This is a genomic window from Cellulosimicrobium sp. BMG9.22 (assembly GCF_059159975.1).
Genome location: NZ_JBZGBY010000021.1, coordinates 37,737 through 60,183 on the forward strand (window position 1 = coordinate 37,737; position 22,447 = coordinate 60,183).

Annotated in this window: 21 protein-coding genes and 1 tRNA gene; 5 read left to right on the plus strand and 17 right to left on the minus strand. The window is 75.8% G+C overall.

Going from position 1 to position 22,447, the window contains the following annotated elements; all coding sequences use genetic code 11:
- Positions 1 to 1,014 (plus strand): sigma-70 family RNA polymerase sigma factor, encoded by a 1,014-nt coding sequence (locus tag AC4H2H_RS14150; protein WP_494371451.1) that lies wholly within the window; start codon positions 1 to 3, stop codon positions 1,012 to 1,014.
- Between the two features lie 116 nt (positions 1,015 to 1,130).
- Here AC4H2H_RS14150 and AC4H2H_RS14155 read toward each other — a convergent pair.
- From AC4H2H_RS14155 to AC4H2H_RS14165, 3 genes are all read right to left on the minus strand, one after another.
- A tRNA-His gene (locus AC4H2H_RS14155) sits at positions 1,131 to 1,203 on the minus strand.
- Between the two features lie 77 nt (positions 1,204 to 1,280).
- The gene (orn, locus tag AC4H2H_RS14160; RefSeq protein WP_494371488.1) at positions 1,281 to 1,946 is read right to left on the minus strand and encodes an oligoribonuclease; all 666 of its coding nucleotides are present in this window, start codon (positions 1,944 to 1,946) and stop codon (positions 1,281 to 1,283) included.
- A 205-nt stretch (positions 1,947 to 2,151) separates the two neighbouring features.
- Positions 2,152 to 2,292, minus strand: a complete 141-nt coding sequence (locus AC4H2H_RS14165) for a hypothetical protein (protein WP_483776322.1) — start codon at positions 2,290 to 2,292, stop codon at positions 2,152 to 2,154.
- A 227-nt stretch (positions 2,293 to 2,519) separates the two neighbouring features.
- Here AC4H2H_RS14165 and AC4H2H_RS14170 point away from each other — a divergent pair, with 227 nt between their 5' ends.
- From AC4H2H_RS14170 to AC4H2H_RS14180, 3 genes are read left to right on the plus strand one after another with little or no spacing between them, the layout of a single operon-like run.
- Entirely contained in the window at positions 2,520 to 3,296 is a 777-nt protein-coding gene (locus AC4H2H_RS14170; protein ID WP_494371452.1) for a phosphatase PAP2 family protein, read from the plus strand.
- Positions 3,297 to 3,340: 44 nt separating this feature from the next.
- Complete coding sequence (locus tag AC4H2H_RS14175) at positions 3,341 to 4,012, plus strand: ArsR/SmtB family transcription factor (protein WP_494371453.1); 672 nt, start codon at positions 3,341 to 3,343, stop codon at positions 4,010 to 4,012.
- Complete coding sequence (locus tag AC4H2H_RS14180) at positions 4,009 to 5,292, plus strand: MFS transporter (protein WP_494371454.1); 1,284 nt, start codon at positions 4,009 to 4,011, stop codon at positions 5,290 to 5,292. The genes AC4H2H_RS14175 and AC4H2H_RS14180 overlap by 4 nt, the downstream gene beginning before the upstream one ends.
- 84 nt (positions 5,293 to 5,376) lie before the next feature.
- On the opposite strand, the gene AC4H2H_RS14185 is transcribed toward AC4H2H_RS14180, so the two are convergent.
- Genes AC4H2H_RS14185 through AC4H2H_RS14205 form a run of 5 tightly spaced genes read right to left on the minus strand, consistent with a single transcriptional unit; the run spans position 5,377 to position 10,108 of the window.
- Positions 5,377 to 5,976 (minus strand): energy-coupling factor transporter transmembrane component T family protein, encoded by a 600-nt coding sequence (locus tag AC4H2H_RS14185; protein WP_494371455.1) that lies wholly within the window; start codon positions 5,974 to 5,976, stop codon positions 5,377 to 5,379.
- The gene (locus tag AC4H2H_RS14190; protein ID WP_494371456.1) at positions 5,973 to 6,725 is read right to left on the minus strand and encodes an energy-coupling factor ABC transporter ATP-binding protein; all 753 of its coding nucleotides are present in this window, start codon (positions 6,723 to 6,725) and stop codon (positions 5,973 to 5,975) included. Before AC4H2H_RS14190 ends, AC4H2H_RS14185 begins: the two co-directional genes overlap by 4 nt.
- Positions 6,722 to 7,918 (minus strand): thiolase family protein, encoded by a 1,197-nt coding sequence (locus tag AC4H2H_RS14195; RefSeq protein WP_494371457.1) that lies wholly within the window; start codon positions 7,916 to 7,918, stop codon positions 6,722 to 6,724. Before AC4H2H_RS14195 ends, AC4H2H_RS14190 begins: the two co-directional genes overlap by 4 nt.
- Positions 7,915 to 9,414 carry a class I adenylate-forming enzyme family protein gene (locus AC4H2H_RS14200; RefSeq protein ID WP_494371458.1) on the minus strand — a complete coding sequence of 500 codons (1,500 nt, stop codon included), beginning with the start codon at positions 9,412 to 9,414 and terminating at the stop codon, positions 7,915 to 7,917. Before AC4H2H_RS14200 ends, AC4H2H_RS14195 begins: the two co-directional genes overlap by 4 nt.
- Before the next feature lie 19 nt (positions 9,415 to 9,433).
- The gene (locus AC4H2H_RS14205) at positions 9,434 to 10,108 is read right to left on the minus strand and encodes a biotin transporter BioY (protein WP_494371459.1); all 675 of its coding nucleotides are present in this window, start codon (positions 10,106 to 10,108) and stop codon (positions 9,434 to 9,436) included.
- Between the two features lie 352 nt (positions 10,109 to 10,460).
- Here AC4H2H_RS14205 and AC4H2H_RS14210 point away from each other — a divergent pair, with 352 nt between their 5' ends.
- Positions 10,461 to 10,970, plus strand: a complete 510-nt coding sequence (locus AC4H2H_RS14210; RefSeq protein ID WP_494371460.1) for an Hsp20/alpha crystallin family protein — start codon at positions 10,461 to 10,463, stop codon at positions 10,968 to 10,970.
- A 6-nt stretch (positions 10,971 to 10,976) separates the two neighbouring features.
- Here the strand turns inward: AC4H2H_RS14210 and AC4H2H_RS14215 are convergent, their stop codons facing one another.
- The 9 genes from AC4H2H_RS14215 to AC4H2H_RS14255 form a co-directional block, all read right to left on the minus strand.
- Positions 10,977 to 11,882 carry an FHA domain-containing protein gene (locus tag AC4H2H_RS14215; protein ID WP_494371461.1) on the minus strand — a complete coding sequence of 302 codons (906 nt, stop codon included), beginning with the start codon at positions 11,880 to 11,882 and terminating at the stop codon, positions 10,977 to 10,979.
- A complete protein-coding gene (locus tag AC4H2H_RS14220; protein ID WP_494371462.1) occupies positions 11,879 to 13,162 on the minus strand; it encodes a VWA domain-containing protein in 1,284 nt (427 codons plus the stop codon). The genes AC4H2H_RS14215 and AC4H2H_RS14220 overlap by 4 nt, the downstream gene beginning before the upstream one ends.
- Before the next feature lie 63 nt (positions 13,163 to 13,225).
- Entirely contained in the window at positions 13,226 to 14,371 is a 1,146-nt protein-coding gene (locus AC4H2H_RS14225) for a PP2C family protein-serine/threonine phosphatase (RefSeq protein WP_494371463.1), read from the minus strand.
- Positions 14,368 to 16,719 carry a serine/threonine-protein kinase gene (locus AC4H2H_RS14230; RefSeq protein ID WP_494371464.1) on the minus strand — a complete coding sequence of 784 codons (2,352 nt, stop codon included), beginning with the start codon at positions 16,717 to 16,719 and terminating at the stop codon, positions 14,368 to 14,370. Before AC4H2H_RS14230 ends, AC4H2H_RS14225 begins: the two co-directional genes overlap by 4 nt.
- Entirely contained in the window at positions 16,716 to 17,822 is a 1,107-nt protein-coding gene (locus AC4H2H_RS14235) for a hypothetical protein (RefSeq protein ID WP_494371465.1), read from the minus strand. The genes AC4H2H_RS14230 and AC4H2H_RS14235 overlap by 4 nt, the downstream gene beginning before the upstream one ends.
- Positions 17,819 to 18,841 carry a glutamate ABC transporter substrate-binding protein gene (locus AC4H2H_RS14240; protein WP_494371466.1) on the minus strand — a complete coding sequence of 341 codons (1,023 nt, stop codon included), beginning with the start codon at positions 18,839 to 18,841 and terminating at the stop codon, positions 17,819 to 17,821. The genes AC4H2H_RS14235 and AC4H2H_RS14240 overlap by 4 nt, the downstream gene beginning before the upstream one ends.
- Positions 18,838 to 20,187 carry a GlnX family signal transduction membrane protein gene (locus tag AC4H2H_RS14245; RefSeq protein WP_494371467.1) on the minus strand — a complete coding sequence of 450 codons (1,350 nt, stop codon included), beginning with the start codon at positions 20,185 to 20,187 and terminating at the stop codon, positions 18,838 to 18,840. Before AC4H2H_RS14245 ends, AC4H2H_RS14240 begins: the two co-directional genes overlap by 4 nt.
- Positions 20,184 to 21,863 (minus strand): AAA family ATPase, encoded by a 1,680-nt coding sequence (locus tag AC4H2H_RS14250; RefSeq protein WP_494371468.1) that lies wholly within the window; start codon positions 21,861 to 21,863, stop codon positions 20,184 to 20,186. Before AC4H2H_RS14250 ends, AC4H2H_RS14245 begins: the two co-directional genes overlap by 4 nt.
- Complete coding sequence (locus AC4H2H_RS14255) at positions 21,860 to 22,432, minus strand: hypothetical protein (protein ID WP_494371469.1); 573 nt, start codon at positions 22,430 to 22,432, stop codon at positions 21,860 to 21,862. The genes AC4H2H_RS14250 and AC4H2H_RS14255 overlap by 4 nt, the downstream gene beginning before the upstream one ends.
- Positions 22,433 to 22,447: the final 15 nt, after the last annotated feature.

Sequence of the window (22,447 nt, forward strand, 5' to 3'; positions counted from 1 at the left end):
GTGAGGGAGGCAGACGACGACTTCGAACGCCGGACGCGGCCGTACCGGCCCGAGCTGCTCGCCCACGGCTATCGGATGCTCGGCTCGATCCACGACGCCGAGGACGCCGTCCAGGAGACCTACCTGAACGCCTGGCGTGGCTACGCGCGCTTCGAGGAACGGTCGTCGATCCGGACGTGGCTGTACCGGATCGCGACCAACGCCTGCCTGCGCTCCCTCGAGAACCGCGGGCGCCGAGCGCTCCCCACCGGGCTCGGCGGCCCCGCTCACGACCCCGCCGCCCGGCTGGACGAACGGCCCGAGCTGCCCTGGCTGGAGCCTCTCCCCGACGCCGTCCTCGGGGAAGGCTCCGGCGGTGCCGACGACCCGCTCGCCACCGTCGCGCGGCGCCAGAGCGTGCGGCTGGCCTTCGTCGCCGCGCTCCAGCTCCTGCCTCCCCGCGAACGCGCCGTCCTCGTGCTGCGCGAGGTGCTGGCGTTCAGCGCCGCCGAGGTCGCCGGGATGCTCGGCGTCACCCCCGCCGCGGTGAACAGCCTGCTGCAGCGTGCGCGCGCCAGGATCGCCCGGGTGCGGCCCGATGAGCGCGAGCTCGCAGAACCGGGCTCGCCCGAGGAGCGCGGGATCCTCGACCGCTACGTCACGTCGATGCACGCCCTCGACGTCGACGGCCTCGTCGCGGCGCTGACCTCCGACGCGGTCTGGGAGATGCCTCCCTATCCGGCCTGGTTCGAGGGTGCCGACACGATCGGGCGGATGGTCGCCGCGCAGAGCCCCGCACGGCGGCCTGGCGACCACCTGCTCGTCCCCGCTGCGGCCAACGGGCAGCCGGCCTTCGGGCTCTACCTGCCCGACGAGCACGGCACGCACCGCGCCTTCAGCCTGCAGGTGCTCACGGTCGCCCCGACGGGGATCTCCCACGTCGTCGCCTTCTTCGACGTCCGCCTCTTCGCCCTGTCCGGCCTCCCGGAGGTCGCGCCGCAGGGGTGGGTCGCGGCGGCGCGCGAGCGCGCGTGACGGTGCGCCGGACGGCGGACCGGTTCGACGAGGACTCCGGACGCCGCAGATGCGAACGAGGCCCGACTCTCGACCGAGGAGTCTCCTCGGCCGAGGCCCGGGCCTCGTTCGTTCGGGGTGAGTAACGGGACTTGAACCCGCGACCCCCTGGACCACAACCAGGTGCTCTACCAGCTGAGCTATACCCACCATCGGCCGGAAGGCGGATCACCGGCCGTCGAAAAGTGTACCCGGTCCGCGGGGTGCTCCCGCACGGCTTTCTCGGCTCAGGGCTCCGTCGTGCCTGTGACGGTGGCCACCGACGCGTCGTCGGCCGTGCGGGCGGCGTCGACCGCCACATCCGCGGGGCGGGTCCGGCCGCGCGTGACGCTCGTCGCGACGACGTTCTCCGCGATGGCCTTCGCGGTCTTCGAGTCCGGTCCCGGCTGCGGCACGAACACCGCCTCGCGGTAGTAGCGCAGCTCGTCGATGCTCTCGAGGATGTCGGCGAGCGCGCGGTGGCCGCCGTGCTTCTCGGGGGAGGAGAAGTACGCACGCGGGTACCACCGGCGTGAGAGCTCCTTGACCGACGACACGTCGATGATGCGGTAGTGCAGGTGGCCCATGAGGGCGGGCATGTCACGGTCGAGGAAGCCCTTGTCGGTGCCGACCGAGTTGCCTGCGAGCGGCGCCCGCCCGGCCTCGGGGACCCAGGCGCGCACGTACTCGAGGACGCGCTGCTCGGCCTCGGCGAGCGTGAGGCCGCCGTCGAGCTCGTCGAGGAGCCCGGAGGTCGTGTGCATCTCGCGGACGAAGTCGCCCATCTGCTCCAGCGCGGCAGCGGGCGGCCGGACGAGGACGTCGACCCCCTCGCCGAGCACGTTGAGCTCGGAGTCGGTCACGACGGCGGCGACCTCGACCAGGGCGTCGGCGCCGAGGTCGAGACCGGTCATCTCGCAGTCGATCCACACGATGCGTTCGTTGGCGTTCACAGGGCTCACGCGCACAGCCTAGTCGTGGCGACCAGCGGGACCGGTGGGCACCCGCACGACGAAGGCCCCGGTCGTCCGGTCCACGTGGGTCCGGACGTCCGAGGCCTTCGGCGAGGTGAGCCGCCGCCTGACGAGGAGGGTCCTCGGGGCGAGCGGTCGGTGCGCGTCATGCGGTGCGACGCGGCAGGCGGGCCTGCCGGGTGTGCACCGGGACGCGGGTCGTGGTGCGGCGCAGCTGCTCTCGGCGCAGGGTCTGCTCCTGCAGCTGCTCGCGACGGCTGAGGGCCGCCACGTCGTACGTGATCAAGGGATGCATGGTTCTGCTCTCGTGACGCTGGAACGCTGGGTCTGGCCGGACCCTCCACCGCCCGGTACGGACCGGACGGACGTCACCGCGGTGTGTGCTCACACAACCACGTGAGCCCCGTGGGGCGCACCGTTATTTCGCCACGAGCGTCCGCGGGCTGCGCCCGGGGGTCGCCGACGTCGGGCGGTCACCCTGCGCCGTCGGCCCACCGTGCATAGCCTCCGGGGATGGAGGGCGAGGGGCCGGGCGCGCGCCGGCGGACGACGGGCGGGCCACCGAGGGGCGCGGGGGAGGGCGGGCAAGAGGTGGCGACGCCTCGCTCGGTCCTCGCGAGCGTGTGGCCCGGAGTCGTCCTCGTCGTCGCCGGCGCCCTGGGGTTCCTGCTGCTGCTCGACGCCGTCCGTGACCAGGACGAGCTGTGGCTGCTCGACGAGCCGTTGCTCGACTGGTTGGTCGCGCACCGCACGCCGTTCGCGACGGCGGTCCTCACGGTTGTCACGACGCTGTTCGGCCCCTACGTCCTGCCCGTGCTCGTCGCGGTCGGATGCGTGGTGTGGGCGCGGCGCACCGGCACGTGGTGGGAACCGGGCCTGCTCGCTGGCGCGATGGTCCTCTCGACGCTCGTCTCGACCGTGCTCAAGGCGGTGATCGCGCGGCCGCGCCCGCCGGACGCGTCGATGGTCGTGGCGGGCGTCGAGCGGTCGTTCTCGTTCCCGTCCGGCCACACGATCGGCGCCGCCACGCTCGTGCTCGTCGGCGGGTACCTCGTGTGGCACCGGCACCACGACGCGCGCGTGGTCGTGGTGTGGCTGGCGGCGTCCGTGCTGGTCGTCGGGACCGTCGCGCTGAGCCGGCTGTACCTCGGTTACCACTTCCTCACCGACGTCCTCGCGGGGCTCTCCCTCGCGGTCGCGGTGCTGGGCGTCGTGGTCGTGGTGAACCGGCTCCACGACCGCGCGGCGCCCGACCCGGCGGCCCGGGGGACCGCCGTCGATCAACGCTAAAGAAGTATTGCGCAAGATATCTTTCGTGAACTAGCCTGTCCGGCATGAGCACGCCGACCGACCCTCGCGCCGCCGACCCGGGCGGCCCCGCTGCGCCCGGCCCCGCTGCGTCGTCGCACCCCGTCCCGCGTGGTCCGCGGGCCGAGCCCGGACAGGTCGTCGCGACCGACCCTGCGAGCATCCGGGCCCTGGCCCACCCGCTGCGGCTGCGGATCCTCGCGCTGCTCGACGACGAGGGTGAGGTCACCGCGACGCGCTGCGCCGAGGCCACGGGCGAATCCGTCGCGAGCTGCTCCTTCCACCTGCGCATGCTCGCCAAGTACGGGTACGTCGAGCCCGCGGAGCGGCGCGGCAAGGAGCGGCCGTGGCGCTCCGTCGGGCGAGGGCGGCAGACGAGGTTCGACCCCGACGTCCCGGAGTCGCTGCACGCCGCGGGCGCGGTCGCGAGCCTCATGCTCGACCAGGAAGCCGCGCGCCTGCGCGCGTGGATCGCCGGTGCCCCCGCCGACGACCCGCAGTGGCTCCTCGCCTCGACGATGACCGGGGCGTCGTTCTACGCGACACGTGCGGAGCTCGACGCGCTCGCCCGCGAGGTCGAGGCGCTCACCGACCGCTTCAGAGGGCGTTGGGACGACCCGTCGCTCCGCCCCCCGGGCGCACGTCGCGCACGCCTTTTCTCCGTCGTCAACGCCGACCGCCCGGAGGACCCCCGATGAGCGCGCCCCCCGAGCCGACCGCCGTCGTCCCGGCAGCTCCCGGTGACGTCGGCGTCACGTCGGGTGGCACGCTGCCCGCGACGGACCCCCGCACGGCCTTGCGCGCGCGCCCGTTCCGGCTCCTGTCGGTCGCCTGGGCGTTCACGAACTTCGCCGACTCGGTCCTGGCGATCATCCTCGCCGTGTGGGTCAAGGACCTCACGGGCTCGGGCGGCGCCGCCGGGCTGGTGTTCGCGGCGCTCGGCCTGCCCGCGCTCACGTCACCGTTCCTCGGTCAGCTCGCGGACCGGGTGTCCCGGCGTCGGATGCTCGTCGTGACGTACCTCGTCGGCGCGCTCAGCCTCCTGGCCCTCCTCGCGGTCCGCGGCCCCGAGCAGGTCTGGCTCGTGTTCGTCGTGACCGTGGTCTACTCGGGCGTCGGGTTCGCGACCGCCGCGGCGCAGGCGGGCCTGGTCCGGGACATGCTCCCGGACGAGGCGATCGCCCCCGCGAACGGTCGGCTCACGACGATCGACCAGGTCTTCCGTCTCCTCATGCCGGTCGTCGGCGCAGGTGCCTACGCTCTTGCCGGCGCGTGGCCGCTGGTGGTCGCGGCCTCGGTCGCGTTCGCCGTCGCCGCGGCGGTGATGGGTCGCGTCCGGCTCGTCGAGACGCCGCCGACACCGGCTGCCGAGCGCGAGCCCTACCTGGCCGAGATGCTGGCGGGCTTCCGCCACCTGGGGCGCACCGCGCCGCTCGGCGTGCTCACCGTGGCCATGCTCGTCGCGTTCGCCGGCGTCGGGCTGCTCAACGCTGTCAGCCTGGCGATCATCGAGAACGGGCTCGGGCTGCCGCCCGCCCTCCTGGGGCCCATCTCGTCGGTGCAGGCGTTCACCGCGATCGTCGCGGGGCTCACGGCGAGCAGGCTCATCGCGCGGTGGGGCGCGCAGCGCGTGGTCGCCCTGGGCCTGCTCGTCCTCGCCGTCGGGGTCGTGCCGACGACGGGGCACAGCGTCGTCGCGATCGTCCTCGGGCTGGGCGCCGTCGGGCTCGGCGCCACGTGGTCGATCGTCGGGTTCGTCACCGAGCGTCAGCTGCGCACGCCCTCCACCCTCCAGGGCCGCGTGTCCGCGGCGAGCCTCCTGCTCGTCAACGTCCCGCAGCTGGTCCTCACCGTGGTCGGTGCGGCGCTCCTGGGCGTCGTCGACTACCGCGTGCTCCTCGCCGCGACGGTCGTCGGCATCCTCGCCGCCGCCGCCGTCTCGCTCCGCGGCCATCGCGCCGCCACCCCGCCGAGGTAGAGCCATGGTCTGCCGAGGTAGAGCCCTGGTCATGACCAGGGCTCTACCTCGGCAGACCGCGCCTCTACCTCGGCACGATTGGTGTCAGTCGTCGAGGCCGCGGGCGCGCAGCGCGTCGCCGAGGGCGTCGGCCTGGCGCAGCGCGCCGACGACGAGCGGGACGGCGTACGCGCGCACGTCGTGATCGCGGCCCCGCGCGCGGCACGCGTCGCGCACGCGCTGCGCGAGCGCCGCGACCACGGGCACGCAGCGCACGGCGAGCGACAGGACCAGGGCGACGCGTTCGACGTCGACCCCCACGTGGCGCAGCGGCTGCAGGCCTCGCTCGATCGCCGCCAGGACGGCGGTGGTGCGGGTCGTGAGCAGCACGAGGCCGGCGAGCGCGACGAGCGCGACGAGCCGCGTCGTCACCGCCAGCGCCGGCCCCGGCCCGACCGTGAGCCACTGCACCGCGAGCAGCACCGGCACGACGAGTCGCAGCGGCCGCACCTGCTGCCATGCGGCTCGCCACCCCACGCCCGCGAGCAGGTAGAGCGCCGCGACCACGAGCACGACGACGCCGACCGCGACCGGGGTCGAGAGCAGGAGCACCACGGCGGAGATGATCGCGAGGCCGACGAGCTTGGCCCCGGCCGGCGTGCGGTGCAGCACCGAGTCGCCGGGCCGGAACGCGCCCGGCGTCACCGGACGCCGTCCTCGACCAGCCGGCGGTAGTGCGCGACGGCGGCCGCCGGCTCGTCGTCCGCGACGACCCGACCGCCGTCGACCACGAGGACGCGGTCCGTCGCGTCCATGAGCGACAGGTCGTGCGAGACGAGGACGACCTGCTGGGGGAGCGACGCCAGCTCCGCGGCGAAGCGGCGCGTGTTGCGCAGGTCGAGGAGGGTCGTCGGCTCGTCGGCGACGACGAGGCGCGGGCCGGCGGCTAGCACCGACGTGAGCGCGAGGAGCTGCTTCTGCCCGCCCGAGAGGAGGTGCGCCGGGTGGTCGGCGTGGTCGGCCAGCCCGCGCGCGGCGAGCGCGTCGTGCACGACGGCGGCGCGCTCGCCCGCGGGCACGTGCCGCAGGGAGTACGCGACATCCTCGGCGACCGTCGGCATGACGATCTGGGCGTCGGGGTCGGTGAACACGAACCCGACCCGCCGCCGGACCGCGGGGCCGTCGCGGCGCGTGTCGAGGCCGTCGACGAGGACCCGGCCCGCGGTCGGCAGCACGAGGCCGTTGAGGAGCCGTGCGAGCGTGCTCTTGCCCGAGCCGTTCGCCCCGACGATCCCGACCCGGTGCTCGCGCAGCTCGAGGTCGACGCCGCGCAGCACGTCGCGCTCTCCCAGGCGCACGTGCACGTCCTCGAGGCGCACCACGCAACCGTGGTCGACGTCGTCGGTCACCGGCGAGCGCCGCCACCATCTCCCTCCGCCCGCATCGCGGCTCATCGCACGACCTCGACCAGCACCGCGACGCCCTGTCCGCCCCCGACGGCCGCGGTCGCCAGCCCGAGCGTCCCCGCCGGCGCGCCGGCTCGGACGAGCCGGGAGAACAGCCGCACGACGCTGACCGCGCCGCTCGCGCCCCACGGGTGCCCGAGCGCGAGCGCCCCGCCGTCCGCGCACACCCGGGCGTCGTCGCGCGAACCGGCCGCGAGGGGGTCCAGGCCGAGCGCGTCGGTGACCGCGAGGACCTGCGCGGCGAACGCCTCGACGACCTCGACCGCCGCGACGTCGTCGAGGCGCGCACCGGCACGGTCGAGCACGGCCCGGACCGCGGGGACAGGCCCCCAGCCCGGCAGCGCCGGGTCGCAGCCGACGGTCGCCGACGCGACGACCCGCAGCCCCGGCGCGCCGAGCCTCAGCCGCACCGACTCGGGCACGACCGCGACGACCGCCGCGCCGTCGCTCACCGGGCTCGCCGTCGCCGCCGTGACGGTGCCGGCGGGTGAGAACGCGGGGGAGAGGCGCGCGAGGACCGTCGGGTCGAGGCGGCGCGCGCGCTCGTCCCGGCCGAGCGCGGACCCCGCGGCCCCGACTCGGACGGACTCCGCGTGGAACCGCCCGGCCGCGTGCGCCGAGAGCGCGCGCGCGTGGCTGCGCGACGCGTACGCCTCCTGGCGCTCGCGCGTCACGCCGCGCTGACGTGCGAGCTCGTCGGCGGCGGCTCCCATGCCCGGGTCCGCCCACGGCGTCGGCGCGAACGCCGCGCGCGCGTAGCCGACGTCGCCCCACGGCGTGCGGTGGGCGCGCGCGGGGGCCCGCGACGCGCTCTCGGTCCCGCCCGCGAGGACGAGGCCCGCCTCGCCCGCGCGCACCTGCTGCGTGGCCAGGAGCACGGCGGCGAGCCCGGACGCGCACTGCCGGTCGACGGTGAGCCCCGGGACGGCGACCCCGGCACCGGCGGCGAGCGCGGCGACGCGCGCGACGTTGCCGCCGGGTCCGGTGCAGGAGCCGAGCACGACGTCCGCGACGGGAGCCTCGGTGCCGAGGGACCGTGCGTCGCCCAGCGTCGCGCCGAGCACCGCGGCAGCGAGGTCGACCTCGGTCAGCGCCCGGTGCCCGTGCCCCGCCGTGCCGATCCACGTGCGGCGCGCGGCCACGACGACGGGCGCCGTCGCCCCCGGGAGCCCCGGGCTCATCGCAGCGGCTCCAGCCCGGCGCCCGCGGGGTCGGTCCCGCCCAGGGCCTCGCTCAGCGCGCCGCGCGCCGGCTTGCCCGACGGCGTGCGGGGCAGCGCGCGCGTGCCGTACCAGCGGCGCGGTCGTTGGGCGGGCGCGAGCGCCGAGCGGGCGACGCGCTCGAGGTGCGCGCGCAGCCCTGGCCGGTCGTCGCCCTCCACGACGGCCGTCACGACGGCCCCGAACCGGCGGTGCGCGGTCCCGAGCACGACGACGTCCCGCACCCCCGGCACGGCGCGCAGCACGACCTCGACGTCCTCGGGCACGACCGTCGCACCACCGGTGAGGATCGCGCCGTCGCCGCGACCGCGCAGCACGAGCCGCGCCGCCGGGACGTCGAGCGGGTCGGCGAGGTCGCCGACGGTGCACCACGCGCCGTCGCGCCGCAGCGGGCCGGTGGCACGGGCGAGGTAGCCGCCTGAGACCCACGGCGAGCGCACCCAGACCTCCCCGACGCTCGCGGCCGGGACGGGCCGCACGTCGAGGTCGACGCCGGGGAACGCGCGCAGACCGGTGCCGTCCGGGTCGTACGCGACGAACGACAGCTCGACCGCGCCGTAGTACGCGAGCACCGCGATCCCGTGCCGGGCAGCGCGGGCCCGTGCCGTCGGGGAGAGCGACGCACCGCCGACGACCGCGCGCCGCAGCCGGGACGGCGCCCCCGCCGTGACGGCGTCGAGCACGTCGTCGAGGACCTGGGGCACGAGGTGCACGACGTCGCAGCTCGCGAGCGCCGTCGTCGTCGCGGCCGGCGTGCGCGTGAGGTAGGCGCACGCGCCGGCCGCGAGGGTGTGCACCGCGGCGAAGCAGTACAGCGACGACGCGAGCGGCCCCGGGACGAGCACCGTGTCGCTCGCGCGCAGTCCGACGAGCCGCGTGACGTCGTCGAACGACCCGGCCCAGGACGCGCGCGTGCGCACGACCGCGCGCGGCCGGCCGGTGCTGCCCGACGAGAAGCCGGCCCACGCGAGATCGTCGGGCGCTGCCTCGTGCGCTGCCCCGTGGGCAACCTCACGCGCAGCCTCGCGACCCGCGCCCCCCTGCGGGGCGGGTCCCGTCGCGGTGCCCGTCGCGATGTCCACCGAGGCGCCCCTCCCGCTGGTCGGAGCCGCTCCGCCGGTCCCGCGCGGCAGCGGGACCTCGACGAACGTGCGCGGCGCGAGCGTGCGCAGCACCTCGGCGCGGTGCGCGCGGGGCCAGGCCGGGTCGCACACGAGCGGCGTCGCCCCGAGGTGGTCGGCCGCAAGCACGGCCGTGAGCAGGTCCAGCGGGTCCGGCAGCGACACGGCGACCAGGTCGCCGGGCCGCGTGCCCGTCGCGGCGAGGTGCGTCGCGCCCGCGCGCACGTCGGCGGCGAGCGCCGCGTACGTGCGCGACCTCTCGGGCGTGCGCAGGGCGAGGCGGTCGCGCGTCGCCGGGTCGGCGGCGTGCGTCAGGACCTGGTGGGCGACGGGCACGCGGACACTCTCCCAGGTGTCAGGAGCGGGCGCGCCGGTCGGCCGCGGAGCGGCCCGAGGTGCGAGCGGCGGGGTACGCGCGCACCACCCCGACGGTGATCGCCGCCGCGGCGACGGCCTTGAGGACGTCCCCCGGCAGGAACGCGAGCGAGAGCTGCGCCGTCGTCGCGAGCGGCACGCCCGTGACGACGGACTGCACCGGGACGCCGAACGCGTAGACGACCGCGACGCCGCCCACGAGGCACGCGACCAGCACGCCCAGGAACGTCACCCGCCGCAGCCGGTCGACGAGCCAACCGACGACCGCCGCGCCCGCGAGGAACCCGAACAGGTACCCGGCGGACGGGCCCACGAACGTCCCGAGGCCGCCGCGTCCGCCCGCGAGGACCGGGAGCCCGGCCGCCGCGAGCGCGAGGAAGGTCGCGACGGCGAGCGTGCCGCGCCACGCGCCGAGGATCGCCCCGGCGAGCATCACGCCGAGGGTCTGGAGCGTGATCGGAACCGCGTTGCCGAAGAGCGGGACCGACCCGGGCATCCCGAGAACGGCGAGGAGCGCGGCGAACGTCGCGATCCGTGCGGCGTCCGCGGCGTCGAGCACGAAGCGGGTCCGCGGGGGCACGGCGGGCGCGCCGTCGGTGGCGGTCGTCGCGGGGCTGGCGGTGGGCGCGGGGCGGGCGGGCGCTGAGTCGGTCATGGCGGCTCCTGTGCTCGGGACGTGCCTCCGGCGTGCGCGGTGGCACGTCCACTCTCCCGGGGCAGGGAGGCGGACGCCGACGGCGGCAGGGACCAGGGGAACGCCCGTCCGTGCACGGATCGCACAAGCCGTTGGAGGGTTCCTCCACACGGGTGCGTCCGGGACGGGACGTCGTCGGTGGATCCCCACAACGGGGTTGCCGCAGCCTCGTCCCACGTCCCCGCGGGGTCTTGGCACTCGACGGCGGAGAGTGCTAGAACAGGTGGTGTAGCCGCCCCGCGAGGCGCCTGCTTCGTGGGAGCACCGACCGGCCCCGGACGGTCCGGGGTCGACCGACGAGGAGGTGAGAGGTGTGGCTGCGATGATCGACCCGTTCACGAGCACCTTCGACGCGATGGACCGCCTGGTCGGGCAGCTCGCGTCCGGCGCGCGCGCGTCGGCGTCGTCGAGCTGGATGCCCATCGACCTGTTCCGCGCGGGGGACCACTACGTCCTGACGATGGACCTCCCCGGCGTGGACCCGGGCACCATCGACGTCTCCGTCGAGGACCGCACCCTGACGATCCGCGCCGAGCGCAGCGCGCGCACCGACCCGGACGTCCAGTGGCTGGCGCGCGAGCGTTCGTCCGGCACGTACGCGCGGCAGCTCACGGTCGGCCGGGGCCTGGCGCTCGACAGCATCTCGGCGTCCTACGAGGACGGGGTCCTGTCCCTGACGATCCCCGTGGCCGAGGAGGCCCGGCCCCGCCGGATCGAGGTCGCGCACCGCGCGGGCGGCGGCGCGACGCAGATCACGGCGGAGGCTGCGCACGGCCAGGAGCAGAGCGCGTCCGACGCCGAGCGCCGCACGGTCGAGGGCTGAGCCCGCTCAGACCTCGCCCGGGAGCGCCTTGCGCACGACGAGGCGCGTCCACGCCCCGAGGTAGATCCGGTCCCCGTCGGCCAGCTCACGCCGCTGGCCGGCGGGGATCGGGTCCGTCGGGACGGCCTCGCCGGCCGGGCTCACGTACGTCCCGTTCGACGACTGCAGGTCCTCGACCCACCAGCGCTGGCCGTCCGTGCTGAGCTGGCAGTGCCGTCGTGACACGCCGGTGTCGGCGCCGCAGTCGACCTGCGGGTGGATGCCGCGCGACACCGAGGGGCGCCCGACGAGCACGCTGCGCTCGCGCAGGACCACCAGGCCGGGCAGCCCCGCAGAGGGCATCGGGTCCTCGGGCTGCTGCGCTGTGTACCAGTCGGGGTCGATCCAGATCTCCACGACCCACTGGTCCGGCCCCGGGACGGGCGGTGTCGGCAGCCCGCTGCCCGACGGCGCGGCCACGGCCGGTTCGGTCGTCGCGCCCGGGTCCGTGCCCGCCGCGGGCAGGGGAGGCGGCGTGGCGGCGGAACCGGCCGACGCCCCGGGCTCGGACGGCGGGGTGGCCGTCGAGCCGGGTGCCGGGTCCGGGCCGGGACCACCCGCGGGTGCGGGGGCGGGGCGCGACGGCGGGTCGAGCGAGAGCGCGGACGGCGGCTCGACCGGGTCGGGCAGCGCCCCCGTCGTGAAGTCGTACCCGCAGTTCTCGCAGAACAGCGCGCCGTCCGGCGCCGGGAAGTCGCAGTTCGGGCAGGTCGTGGGGGCGGCTGCGGTCGCCGCCCCGGGGGACGGCGTCGAGCCGCTCGCCGGCGACGCGACCGCGGCGGCCGACGAAGCGGCCCCCATCGGCTCGCCGCACACGTCGCAGTAGTCGGTGGACTGCGAGGGGTGCCCGTTGGGGCAGACGACGGCGCTCACCGGCGGACCCGCGTGGTCTTCGTCGACGCGGTGTCGAGCGCCATCTCGTCGAGGGTCGACGCGTTGCGCTTGAGCCGCACGGTCCCGTGCTCCTCGTCGTCGATCTCGACGACCTTGCGCAGGCGGGACGTCGCCTCGTCGTTGCCCGTCTGCTGCGCGAGCTGGACCGCGCGGCCGAGCTTGACGGTGGCCGTCGCCTCGTCGCCCGACGCCTTGGCGGCGAGCCCTTCCTGGATCGCGGCAGCGAGCTCGGTCTGGCCCGTGTAGTGCGCGACCTCGGGGTTGATGCGCGTCGTGAGCGACTCGTCGTCGGACCACTTGGCCTTGACGAGGCCCGACGAGACGACCTCTCCGTTCACCGCGAGCTGGACGCGTGCCGCGAGCTGCTCCGAGCCGACCGGCTTCGACGCGACGCGCACGGACACGTGGTAGTCGCGCGACTCGTCGCCCCACGAACCGGTCGGGTAGGCGCCGGTCAGCGGGTTGACCTCGGCACGACGGTTCGTGAGGTCCTCGACGGTCGGCGCGACCTGCCGGACGAACAGCACCTGGGAGCCCTGCGGGGTCCACACCCGGAGGTCGGCCGACGCGACCCCGCGCGCCATCGATGCCTGCATGAGCTTCTCGAAGTCGGCGGCGATCTCGCCGGGGTCGGCGATGAGGTCGACGGTGCCGAGGAGCGCGGTCGAGATCTCGCGCAGCTCGTCGACCTGCCAGCGCGTCCCCACGCCGCGGGCGTCGCACTGGAAGTGGCCCGTCACGTCGCGCACCGCCGCGGAGAGGTTCCCGCGCGGCTCCGACTCGTTCTTGCCGTCCGTGAGGAGGATCGCGTGGCGCTGCGTCGCCTGCGGCACGGTCTCGAAGAGCTGGTCCGCGAGGCGCAGCCACGTGCTCATCGCCGTGCCGCCGCCCGGCGCCATCATCGAGATCGCGCGTTTCGCCTCGGCGCGCGCGCCCGGCTCCATCTGCACCATCGCCATGCGGGCGTTCGGGTACGGGAAGGCGCGGTTCGCGACGTGCGAGCCGCCGACGATCGCGAACCAGGTGCCGTCGTTGATCTGGTCGACCGCGACCTGCGCCGCGTGCTTCGCCGCCTCCATGTTGCGGCCCGACATCGAGCCGGACGTGTCGACCATGATGATCTCGGCGACCCCGCCCGCCGAACCGCCGCCGCCCGCGCTGCCCGCCCCGGTGCACGTCACCGTGACGATCGCGTGGACGTCCGTCGCGCCCTCGGACAGGAACTCGTTCTGGTAGACCTCGGCGGCGAACTCGGCCATGGGGGCTCCTTCGGTGATGCGGTGATCCGGAGAGGTTATCGGGTCTGCGAGGGTGGGGTCGGGTCAGGGGAGGAAGCGGGCGAGCGTCGCGGTGATGTTGTCCCGGCCGCCCTGGGCGTTCGCCCAGTCGACGAGCGCCCCGGAGATCTCCTGGGGGTCGTCCCCGACGTCGCCCTGCGTCGCGTGGAGCAGGGCGGCGAGGTCGGCCGCGGGCGAGCAGTAGTTCCAGAGCCCGTCCGAGCAGACGAGCACCCAGCCCGCGCGGTCAGGGAGCGTGGCGGCCGTCCGGGCGACGGGGTCCGGGGCGTCCGGGCCGAGCCAGCGCGTGATGGCGTGCGCCTGGGGCGAGGTCTCGGCCTGCGCGCGCGGGATGCCCTGCGCCATCATCTCCTGCGCCCACGAGTCGTCGACGCTGAGCTGGTGCGCCTCGCCGTCGTCGGGGATCCAGTACGCGCGCGAGTCGCCGACCCAGCCCACCACGACGAGCGGGCCGTCCACGACGGCCGCGACGAACGTGCACGACGGCGGGTTCTCGCGGTCGGCCATCGCCCCGACGGTCGCGAGGATCGCGTCCTGCGCCGCGCGCGACGCGTCGGCGATCCGCGCCGACCAGACGCCCATGCGGGCCGTCGGCTCGCCCTCGACGGGGGTCGTGCCGGCAGGGGCACCCGCGACGAGCACGTCGCGCGCCGCCTTGGCTGCCGCGAGGCTCGCGACGTCGGAGTCCGGGGCCGACGAGACGCCGTCGCACACGACGAGCGCCGCGAAGGCGCGCGCGTCGGACGCGGAGGGCCCGGCGGCGAGCGCCATCGCGTCCTCGTTGCGCACGTGGCGCACCCCGCGGTCGCACACGCCCCCGACCCAGGGCGCGGGCCGCTCGGCCCAGTGGTCACGCTCGGACGCCGCGGGCTCGCCGCACTCGGTGCAGTACCCGTCCTCGGCCACGCGCCCACCGCACCTGACGCACGGGCGGACCGCCGGGGCCGCGCCCTCCGCGTCCGACGGGTCCGACGCAGCCGGGACGCCCGCGGAGTCCTCGGGGAGCCCGGGTGCGAGGCCGGCCGCCGGAGGTTCCGGGTCGGGGTCGGTGAGCACCGCGAGCGGAGTGCCGCACGCCTCGCAGAAGCGCGCGCCGTCGGGCGACGGCTCGCCGCACGCCGGGCACGCGAGCACGCCGGGCGTGCCTGCCGTCGTCGGGGCGTCGCTCATCGGACCGTCCACCGTCGCACCTCGTTCGCTCGGTCGACGAGCGTGATCCGCTCGTCGCGTGACTCCGTGAGCGACGCGAGCTCGCGGTACGCGCCCTCGAGCGCGTCGCGCAGCGCGGGCTCGTCCGCGGGGACGTTCGCGATGCGGGTCGTCGGCTGGGGCCCCGAGGCCGACACGGTCTCGAGCGCCGAGCGCAGCACCCCGACGGCGAGCTCGGCGCGCTCGCGCGGGGCGATGGTCACCGTCTGGACGCTGGCCATCGCGTCCGCGAGGGCGGGCAGGCCGCGACCGGACTCGGCCAGCAGGTGGGCGCGCAGGATGCGCGACTCCACGTAGGACGAGCGCGTGGACGTCACGAGGTCGAGCGCGTGCAGCGCCCCGTCGAGGTCTCCGCGCCCCTCGCGCACGCGCATGAGGCCGAACGCCGACGGCGCGGTGTAGTTCGCGTCGGAGCGCGCGCAGATGACGTAGAGCGACTCGGCGATGTCCGGCTCGCCGCTCACCTCGCACGCCGTCGCGAGCGCGAGCTTGGGCGCGAGCTCGCCGGGGACCTGCCCGTAGACGGCGTTGAACGACGCGCGGGCCGAGACGGCGTCGCCGCGCGCGAGCTCGGCCAGGCCGCCGAGCCACGCCGCGCGCCACTCCCAGGGGTCGTCGGTGAGGATCTGCGCGATCGTGGCCTGCACGACGTCGGACCGCTCGGCCTCGATCGCGGCGCGCGCCCGGGCGAGGCGCACCTCGACCGTGTCCTCGGGCGCGTCGGCGAGCGCGGCGAGGAGCGCGTCGGGGTCCGCGACGTTCACGCCGGCGAGCCAGCTCGCCATCGGGTCGTGCTCGTCGATGCGCAGCGTCGGCAGCTCGTCCCACGCGAGCGGGCGCTCGGCGACGTCCGACACGGGTGCCTCGAACAGCACGGACGCTGCCGAGTGGAGCGCCGCGTTGCCCGGCCCGCGGTCGGTCGCGACGACCTCGCGCAGCACGCCCACGAGCTGGGCGCGCATCTCGTCGACGGTGCCGAACCGGTCCGACGGGTCGAGCGCGCACGCCTTGGCGAGCAGGCGGTAGAAGGAGTCGTACTGCTGGAAGACCGGCGTCTCGGCGACGGGCGGCAAGGACGCGACGTACGTCGTCGTGTTCCCGCGGAAGTCGAGGACGAGCGTGGCCAGCGTGCGCCCGATGGTGTAGATGTCGGAGGCGATCGAGGGGCCGACCTCCGCGACCTCGGGCGCCTGGTAGCCGACGGTGCCGAAGATGGCCGACTGCAGGTCGTCCGCGCGGCGCACGCCGCCGAGGTCGATGAGCTTGACCCCGTCGCCCTGCTGGATGACGTTCTCGGGCTTGAAGTCGCAGAACAGCAGGTCGTGGTCGTGCAGGTAGGCGAACGCCGGCAGGACCTCGAGCACGTAGGCGAGGGCCTGGTCGACGGGGAGCGGGTCGATCGCCCCGCCCTTCGCATCGCGCCGGTCCTGGAGGATCTCCTTGAGCGACTTGCCGCCGACGTACTCCATGACGGTGTAGCCCGCGCCCTCGTGCATCGCGAAGTTGTAGATCTCCACGATGAGCGGGTGCTCGACCTCGGCGAGGAACTGGCGCTCGGAGATGGCCGCGGCGTAGGCGTCGGGGTCGCCCGAGTTGAGCAGGCCCTTGAGCACCACCCACCGGCCGGACACGTTCTGGTCGCGCGCGAGGTAGATCCAGCCGAGACCGCCGTGCGCGAGGCAGCCGACGACCTCGTACTGCCCGCCGACGAGGTCGCCCGGGCGGAGCTGCGGCGTGAAGTCGAACCGGTTGCCGCAGTGCGGGCAGAACCCCGACGTCCGGCCGGGCTGGCCGTCGCGCCCGCGGCCGACCTTCTCCCCGCACGCGGGGCAGTACCGCTTGCGCTCCGCGACCTCGGGCACGGCCATGACGGCCTGCAGCGGGTCGGTGACCGGTGCCGAGGGCACCGTGGTCAGCCCGGCGCCGAGCCGGTGGCCGCGCAGACGCGTCGACGACGTCCCGACGCGCCGCGTCGCCTTCGTCCCCGTCGCCGCGGTGCGCGCGGAGCCGAGCGCCGCCGTGGCGAGGCGGCTCGAGCTCGTGCGGCCCGTACGGGTCGAGCGCTCGGCGTCGGGGTCGGCTCCGGCGCGCGAGGCGGTTCCCGGCCGGCCCTCGACGAAGCCCGTGCCGAGCATCGCCGACGGGGAGGCGGCCGCCGCGGAGCCGGGAGCCGGGGCCGCGGTGGACGCCGGGGCGGGCGAGGCGCCTGCAGAGCCGCCTGCGGGCGCGCCGCACACGTTGCAGTAGCCGTCCTCGATCGTGCCCGGGCAGCCGGGCTCCGAGCACGGGACGGTCGCGGTGGTCGTCACGACGACGCTCCTTCCGAGGTGGGCAGGTCGCGGGTGAGGAACTGGTACTGCTCGACGAGGAAGCGGGCGAGCGTCACGTCGCACGGCGCGGCCTCGACGGCGTCGCGGGCCTCGACGAGGCCGGAGCGCACGGTGGGGGAGGCCGAGCGGCCGTTCGCCCGGGCCTTCGCCGCGAGCTTCTCGAGGCTGTAGCGGAGCTCGGCCCGTTCGCGCAGCGGCTTGGTGTAGGCGTCCGCGACGGTCTCGACCGCGCGGGCCACCGTCGCGAGCCGCGCCGTGTAGGCGTCCAGCTCGAAGCGTGAGTCGGGCACGGGGCCGAGGCGGGAGACGTCGGGCACGGCGAGCCGCGGCGGGTGGGCGATCTCGCGTCGGCAGCGCGCCACGAGCTCGCGCAGCGCAGGCTCGCGGGCCTCGAGCGCGGCGCGCTGCTCGTCGGCGCGGGTCCGGTCACGACGCAGCTCGCGGCGCTGGGAGGACGCGACGATGAGGTCGCGCTCGGCTCGCGCCACCTGGGCCTCGAGCTCGGCGAGCGGCCCCGACACGTCGGCGCCGCGGGCCGCCTGGGCGACGAGGTGGTCGAGCCGCCCGCGCAGGGTCTGCACGCGGCCACGCGCGTCGGCGTCGGAGCCCGCGAGGTCCTCGCAGCGCACGAGCTCGGCGCGCACGCCGCGCAGGCGCGCGACATGGTCGGCGGTGTGCGGGTCGAACGACAGGCGCGTGCGCAGCTGGACGACGAGCGCGTCGCACAGCTTGACGGCCTCGACGAGCGAGACCAGCGCGGCCCCCGAGCCCGAGTCGAGCCGGCCCCAGACGAGCCGCGAGATCTTCTCGCGCGCGATGTCGTCCGCGCGGCCCGAGTCCCACACCGGGCGGATCTCGTCCGCGCGCGAACGGATCGCCTGCCACATCGACAGCGCGAGCACGAGGTCGGCGGTGTACGCGTCGGGCGTGGCCGCCGCCTGCGCGGCCGCGTCGAGGCGGTCGAGCTCGGTGCGACGCTCGTCGAGCCACGTCTCGAGCGCGGCGAGGTACGCCAGGAGGTCCGCGGCGGGGATCGCCTCGCCGAGCCTCCCGGGCGCCTCGGGTGCTGCGGTGCGGCTCACGAAGTGCGACCGTACACCGCGGCCGGCGGGGTCGGGGCGGGGCCGAGCACGCCGAGCCACTCGTCGTAGAGCGCGGTCCAGCGCCCGTCCGACTTCATCTGCTCGAGCACGCCGTTGACGAACCGCACCATGTCGACGTTCGCCGCGGGGACGCCGATGCCGTACGGCTCGTCGCTGATCGCCTCCCCGACGACCTTGGCGTAGGGGTCCTGCGCCGCGAAGCCCGCGAGGATCGTGTCGTCGCCGGTGATGGCGTCGACCTTGCCCTGCTGGAAGAGCACGAGGCACTGGGTGTGCGTCGTCGCCGGCACCGGCTCGATGCCGGAGAACTCCTCGAGGCGCGTGAGCGTCGTCGTGCCCTCGGGCGCGCACACGCGCTGGCCCTCCAGGTCGGCGATGCCGCCCGCGGTCGAGTCGCGCGACACGAGCACCTTCTGGCCCGCGTGGTAGTACTCCGCGGAGAACGCGATGGACTCCCAGCGCTCGCAGTTGATCGTGAACGCGCGCGCGACGAGGTCGACGTCGCCGTTCTCCAGCACCTCGAGACGCTGGCCCGACGTGATGACGCGGAACTGCAGACGGTCCGGGTCGCCGAAGATCGCGCGCGAGATCTCGTGGAGCACGCCGATGTCGAAGCCCTCGATCTCGCCCGACAGCGGGTTGCGCGCGCCCATGAGCAGGGTGTCGGCCGAGACGCCGACGACGAGGGTGCCGCGGTCGCGGATCGCGGCCATCGTGCTGCCGCCGGGCAGCGCGCCCGGTCCCGGCAGCGCACCCTCGGGCGCGTACGACGCGAGCGGGTCGGTGCACTCGACCGGCGCCGCCGGTGCTCCCGAGGAGCCCTCGTCCGTCGTCTCGGCCTCGGCCGGGGTGAGCTGCAGGTCGTCCGCCCCCGTCGGCCCGGAGCACGCCGCGAGCGCGAGCAGCACCGCGAGCCCGGCCGCGACGGCGCCCGTGCGCCGCCCGGGGCGCGGTCGGGTCGCGCGGGTCCCGCTGCGCGGGGAGAGCGTCGTCGTCACCGGTACTCCTCCAGTCGTGCCGTCACACCGCGCCACGCGAGCAGCGCGGCGACGAGTCCCGCGGCCAGCAGCAGCCAGCCCGCGACGGTCGCGGTCGTGGCCGCGCTCCCGAGCCGGTCCGTCGTGGCGGCGGCGTTGGTCTCGATGTCCTCGCGCGCGCTCGCGGAGAACGCGTCGAACGCGGCGTTGGAGCTCTCGGGGTCGGTCGCGGTCGCGAGCGCGACCGCCTCGTCCCACTGCCCGCCGTCGTCGAGCGCGCGGATCTCCGCGTGGTGCGCGACCCACGCGTCCAGCGCCTGCGCCGTCGACCCGTCGAGGATGCCGTCGGCCGCCGCCGTGTCGAGCCGCTGTGCCGCGTCGGTGGTCGAGGCGACGAACGCCTCCTCGTACGCCTGGCCCGAGCCGCGCTTGATGAGCGTGAACGCCTCCATCGACTTCGCGTCGTTGGCGAGCGAGTAGGCCTGCGACGCGGCGAGCGTCGCCGCGTACGGGCCCGTGCGCACATCCTGCGCGCGCGAGCCCGCCTGGGCGAGCAGCACGGTCGCCACGACGCCCACGACGAGCACGACCGCGGTCCCGACGGCGAGGCCGACGTTGAGCACGCGGTGCGTGCGCCGCGCGAGCCACACCTGGCTCAGGACGAGCACCGCGAGCGCGACCAGCCCGCCGGCGAGGACCCACAACGCGTTGCGCACGCCCGAGAAGTCGGCGGCGACACGGTCGGCGTCGTCGAGCACGACCTCGTCGAGCGCCGGGAGCATCTGCTCGCGCAGGATCGTCGAGGACTGGTCGAGGTAGGCCGAGCCGACCGGGAAGCCCTGCCGGTTGTTCGCACGCGCCTGCTCGACGAGCCCGGTGTAGACCGTGAGGTCGGCCGCGACCTGCCCGAGCAGCTCGGCGTCGGCCTCGTTGCTCCCCGACAGGGTGGCGAGACGGTTCGCCGCCTGGTCGACGAGGTCGTCGTAGCGGGCGCGCTGCTCGGTGGGCTCGAGGCCGCCGACGAGGAACGCCCCCGTGGCCGTCGCGTCGGCGGCGACCAGCGCGTTGCGGACCTCCTGGACGCCGACGAGCTGCGCGGCGTCCGCGCTCGCGGCGTCGAGCGCGCGCGACTGGACGGAGCCGGCCTGGAAGCCGAGCACGCCGAGCACGACCGACGCGAGGACGCACAGGCCCATGACGAGACGCAGCCTCCCGGGCGTTCGGCGCAGCGCGCCGCGGGCGCGGGACACGGCTGCCGGTGCTGTCGCGGGCGCCGGGCCGGTGACGGCGCGCCCGGGCGCGGGTGCGCCGGACGCTGGGGCGCCGGCGGGCGGTGGGCCCGCCGGGCGGACCGGGGTGGTCGTCATGCGTTCTCCTCGGCGGTGGAGGGTGCGGTGTCGATCTCGATCTCAGGCTCAGGCTCGATGCCGGTCTCGGGTGCGTCCTGCTCGTCCGGCGGCTCGAGCGCGGCGAGCCGGGCGGGCGCGGACTCGCCGTCGACGAGGTCGGCGGGCAACAAGCGGCGCAGCTCGTCGATCGTCGGCTCGGCCGTGTCCTTGAGCCGCCACGCGTGCCGGCTGATCGCGGCGTCGAGGACGTTGCGCGCCCAGCGCGCGTTGCCGAACCCCTCGGTGCGCGGCTGCGCGGCCGCGAGCCGGGAGAACACGTCGAGCGCCTCGGGCGTCGGCTCGAAGTCGGACTTCGCGGCCATGCCCGCGAAGATGTCGCGCAGCTCGGCGTCGGTGTAGTCCTCGAACGTGATGGTGGTGGAGAACCGCGACTCGAGCCCCGGGTTCGTCGCGAGGAAGTCGCCCATCGGGCCGGGGTACCCGGCGACGATGACGACGAGCTCGTCGCGGTGGTCCTCCATGTCCTTGACCAGCGTGTTGATCGCCTCGGCGCCGTACTGGTCCTTCGCGAGCCCGTACGCCTCGTCCACGAACAGCACGCCCTCGAGCGCCGTCGCGACGACCTCCGAGGTCTTGACCGCCGTCTGCCCGAGGTAGCCCGCGACGAGCTCGGAGCGGTCGACCTCGACGAGGTGACCCTTGGCCAGCAGCCCGAGCGCGCGGTAGATGCCCGCGACGAGGCGCGCGACCGTCGTCTTGCCGGTGCCCGGGTTCCCGAGGAACACCAGGTGGCGCGTGAGCGTCGGGCGCGTGAGACCGGCCTTGGTGCGCAGCTGCTCGACACGCAGCAGCTCGGTCTGGCGGTGGATCTCGTCCTTCACCCGGGCGAGGCCCGTGAGCGCGTCGAGCTCGGCGAGCAGCTCCTCGATCGAGCGAGGCGGCTCCTCGGCGGCCTCCTCGGTGGCGGTGGCCGCGGCCGTCGCGTCCGCCGCCTGCGCGGCCGGGGCGTCGGCGTGGCCTCCCGTCGTGCCCGACGGCGCGGCGTGGGCCGGACCGCCCGGCGCGGCGGGGTTCCGGGCACCGAGAGCGTCGAGGATCGACTCGACCGACGGCACGTCGGGCGCCTGGGGACGCAGCCCGCCGAGCGCGCCCTGGGCCGCGACGAGGTCGCCGAGGTCGAACGGGTTCGCGTCGGATCCGGGACGAGCGGTGAGGGGCCCGCCCACGGGGCGCTGCGCCGTCGTGCCCGACGTCGCGTGCCCGGCCCCGGCGGTGCCGGTCGCCGCTGCACCGGCGCCTGTCGCACCGGCGCGCTGCACGGCCGCTGCCGCGGCGGCGCTCCCGGCGACGTGCGGACCGGGCGAGCCGAGGCGCGCGCCCGCGAGCGCGACGTCGGCGAGCGCCTGCCCGTAGGCGGTCGCGTGGGTCGAGCGCGCCGCGACGAGCCCGGCCAGGACGTCGGTCGGCGACGTGCGCCAGCGGCGTGCGCTCGAGGCCGCGGTGAAGAACGCGCCCGTCGCCGCGGCGTCGTGGCCCAGCGCGGCGAGCCACGCGGCCGACGCGCCGGGGGAGGACTCGGCGACGGCCGCCGCGAGACGAGCGCCCTCGTCGCGTGCGGCTTGCTCGTCCACGCCGGCGGCGCGCGCGGCCGTGCCGAGCGCGTCCAGCGCGGCGGCGAGCTCGGGGGTCGTCACGGGGCCTCCAGCCGTCCGGGTTCCGACGTCGTCCCGGCGGGCGGCTGCGGCGTGCCGTGGCCCGCGCCCGGGTCGAGCGCGATCGACGAGTCGCGGAACTTCTCCGCGAGGAACGCGCCGTGCGCCACGAGCGCCGCGGCGTCGGCGCGCGAGACGGCGTCGGAGATCTTGTCGAGCGTCACGCCGAGCAGGTCGAGCTGGTCGCACAGCAGCATGAGCGACGTCTTGCCCTGGGCGACGACGCGCCGGTCGGCGAAGTCGCGCGGCAGGCGCAGGTACGCGCCGACGGCCTCGGGCAGGTAGCTCGTCGCGGTCGCGACGACCGTGTGCGCCTGCTGCGAGCCGCCCCCGAGCCGGTCGAGCCGGGGGACCATGTCCTCGACCGTGCCGGTGATGCGGTGCACCCGCGCGGTGACCGCAGGCGCGACCCGGCCCTCGATCTGCTGCTCCACGCGCTCGACGGACGCGAGGATCTCGGCGCTCGTCGGGGGAGCGGGCAGCTCGTACTCGGGCTCGGGCGCGGAGGACCGGCCGCCGAGGCGGCCGATCACGTCGGAGAACCAGCCCATCTAGCTCGGGATCCG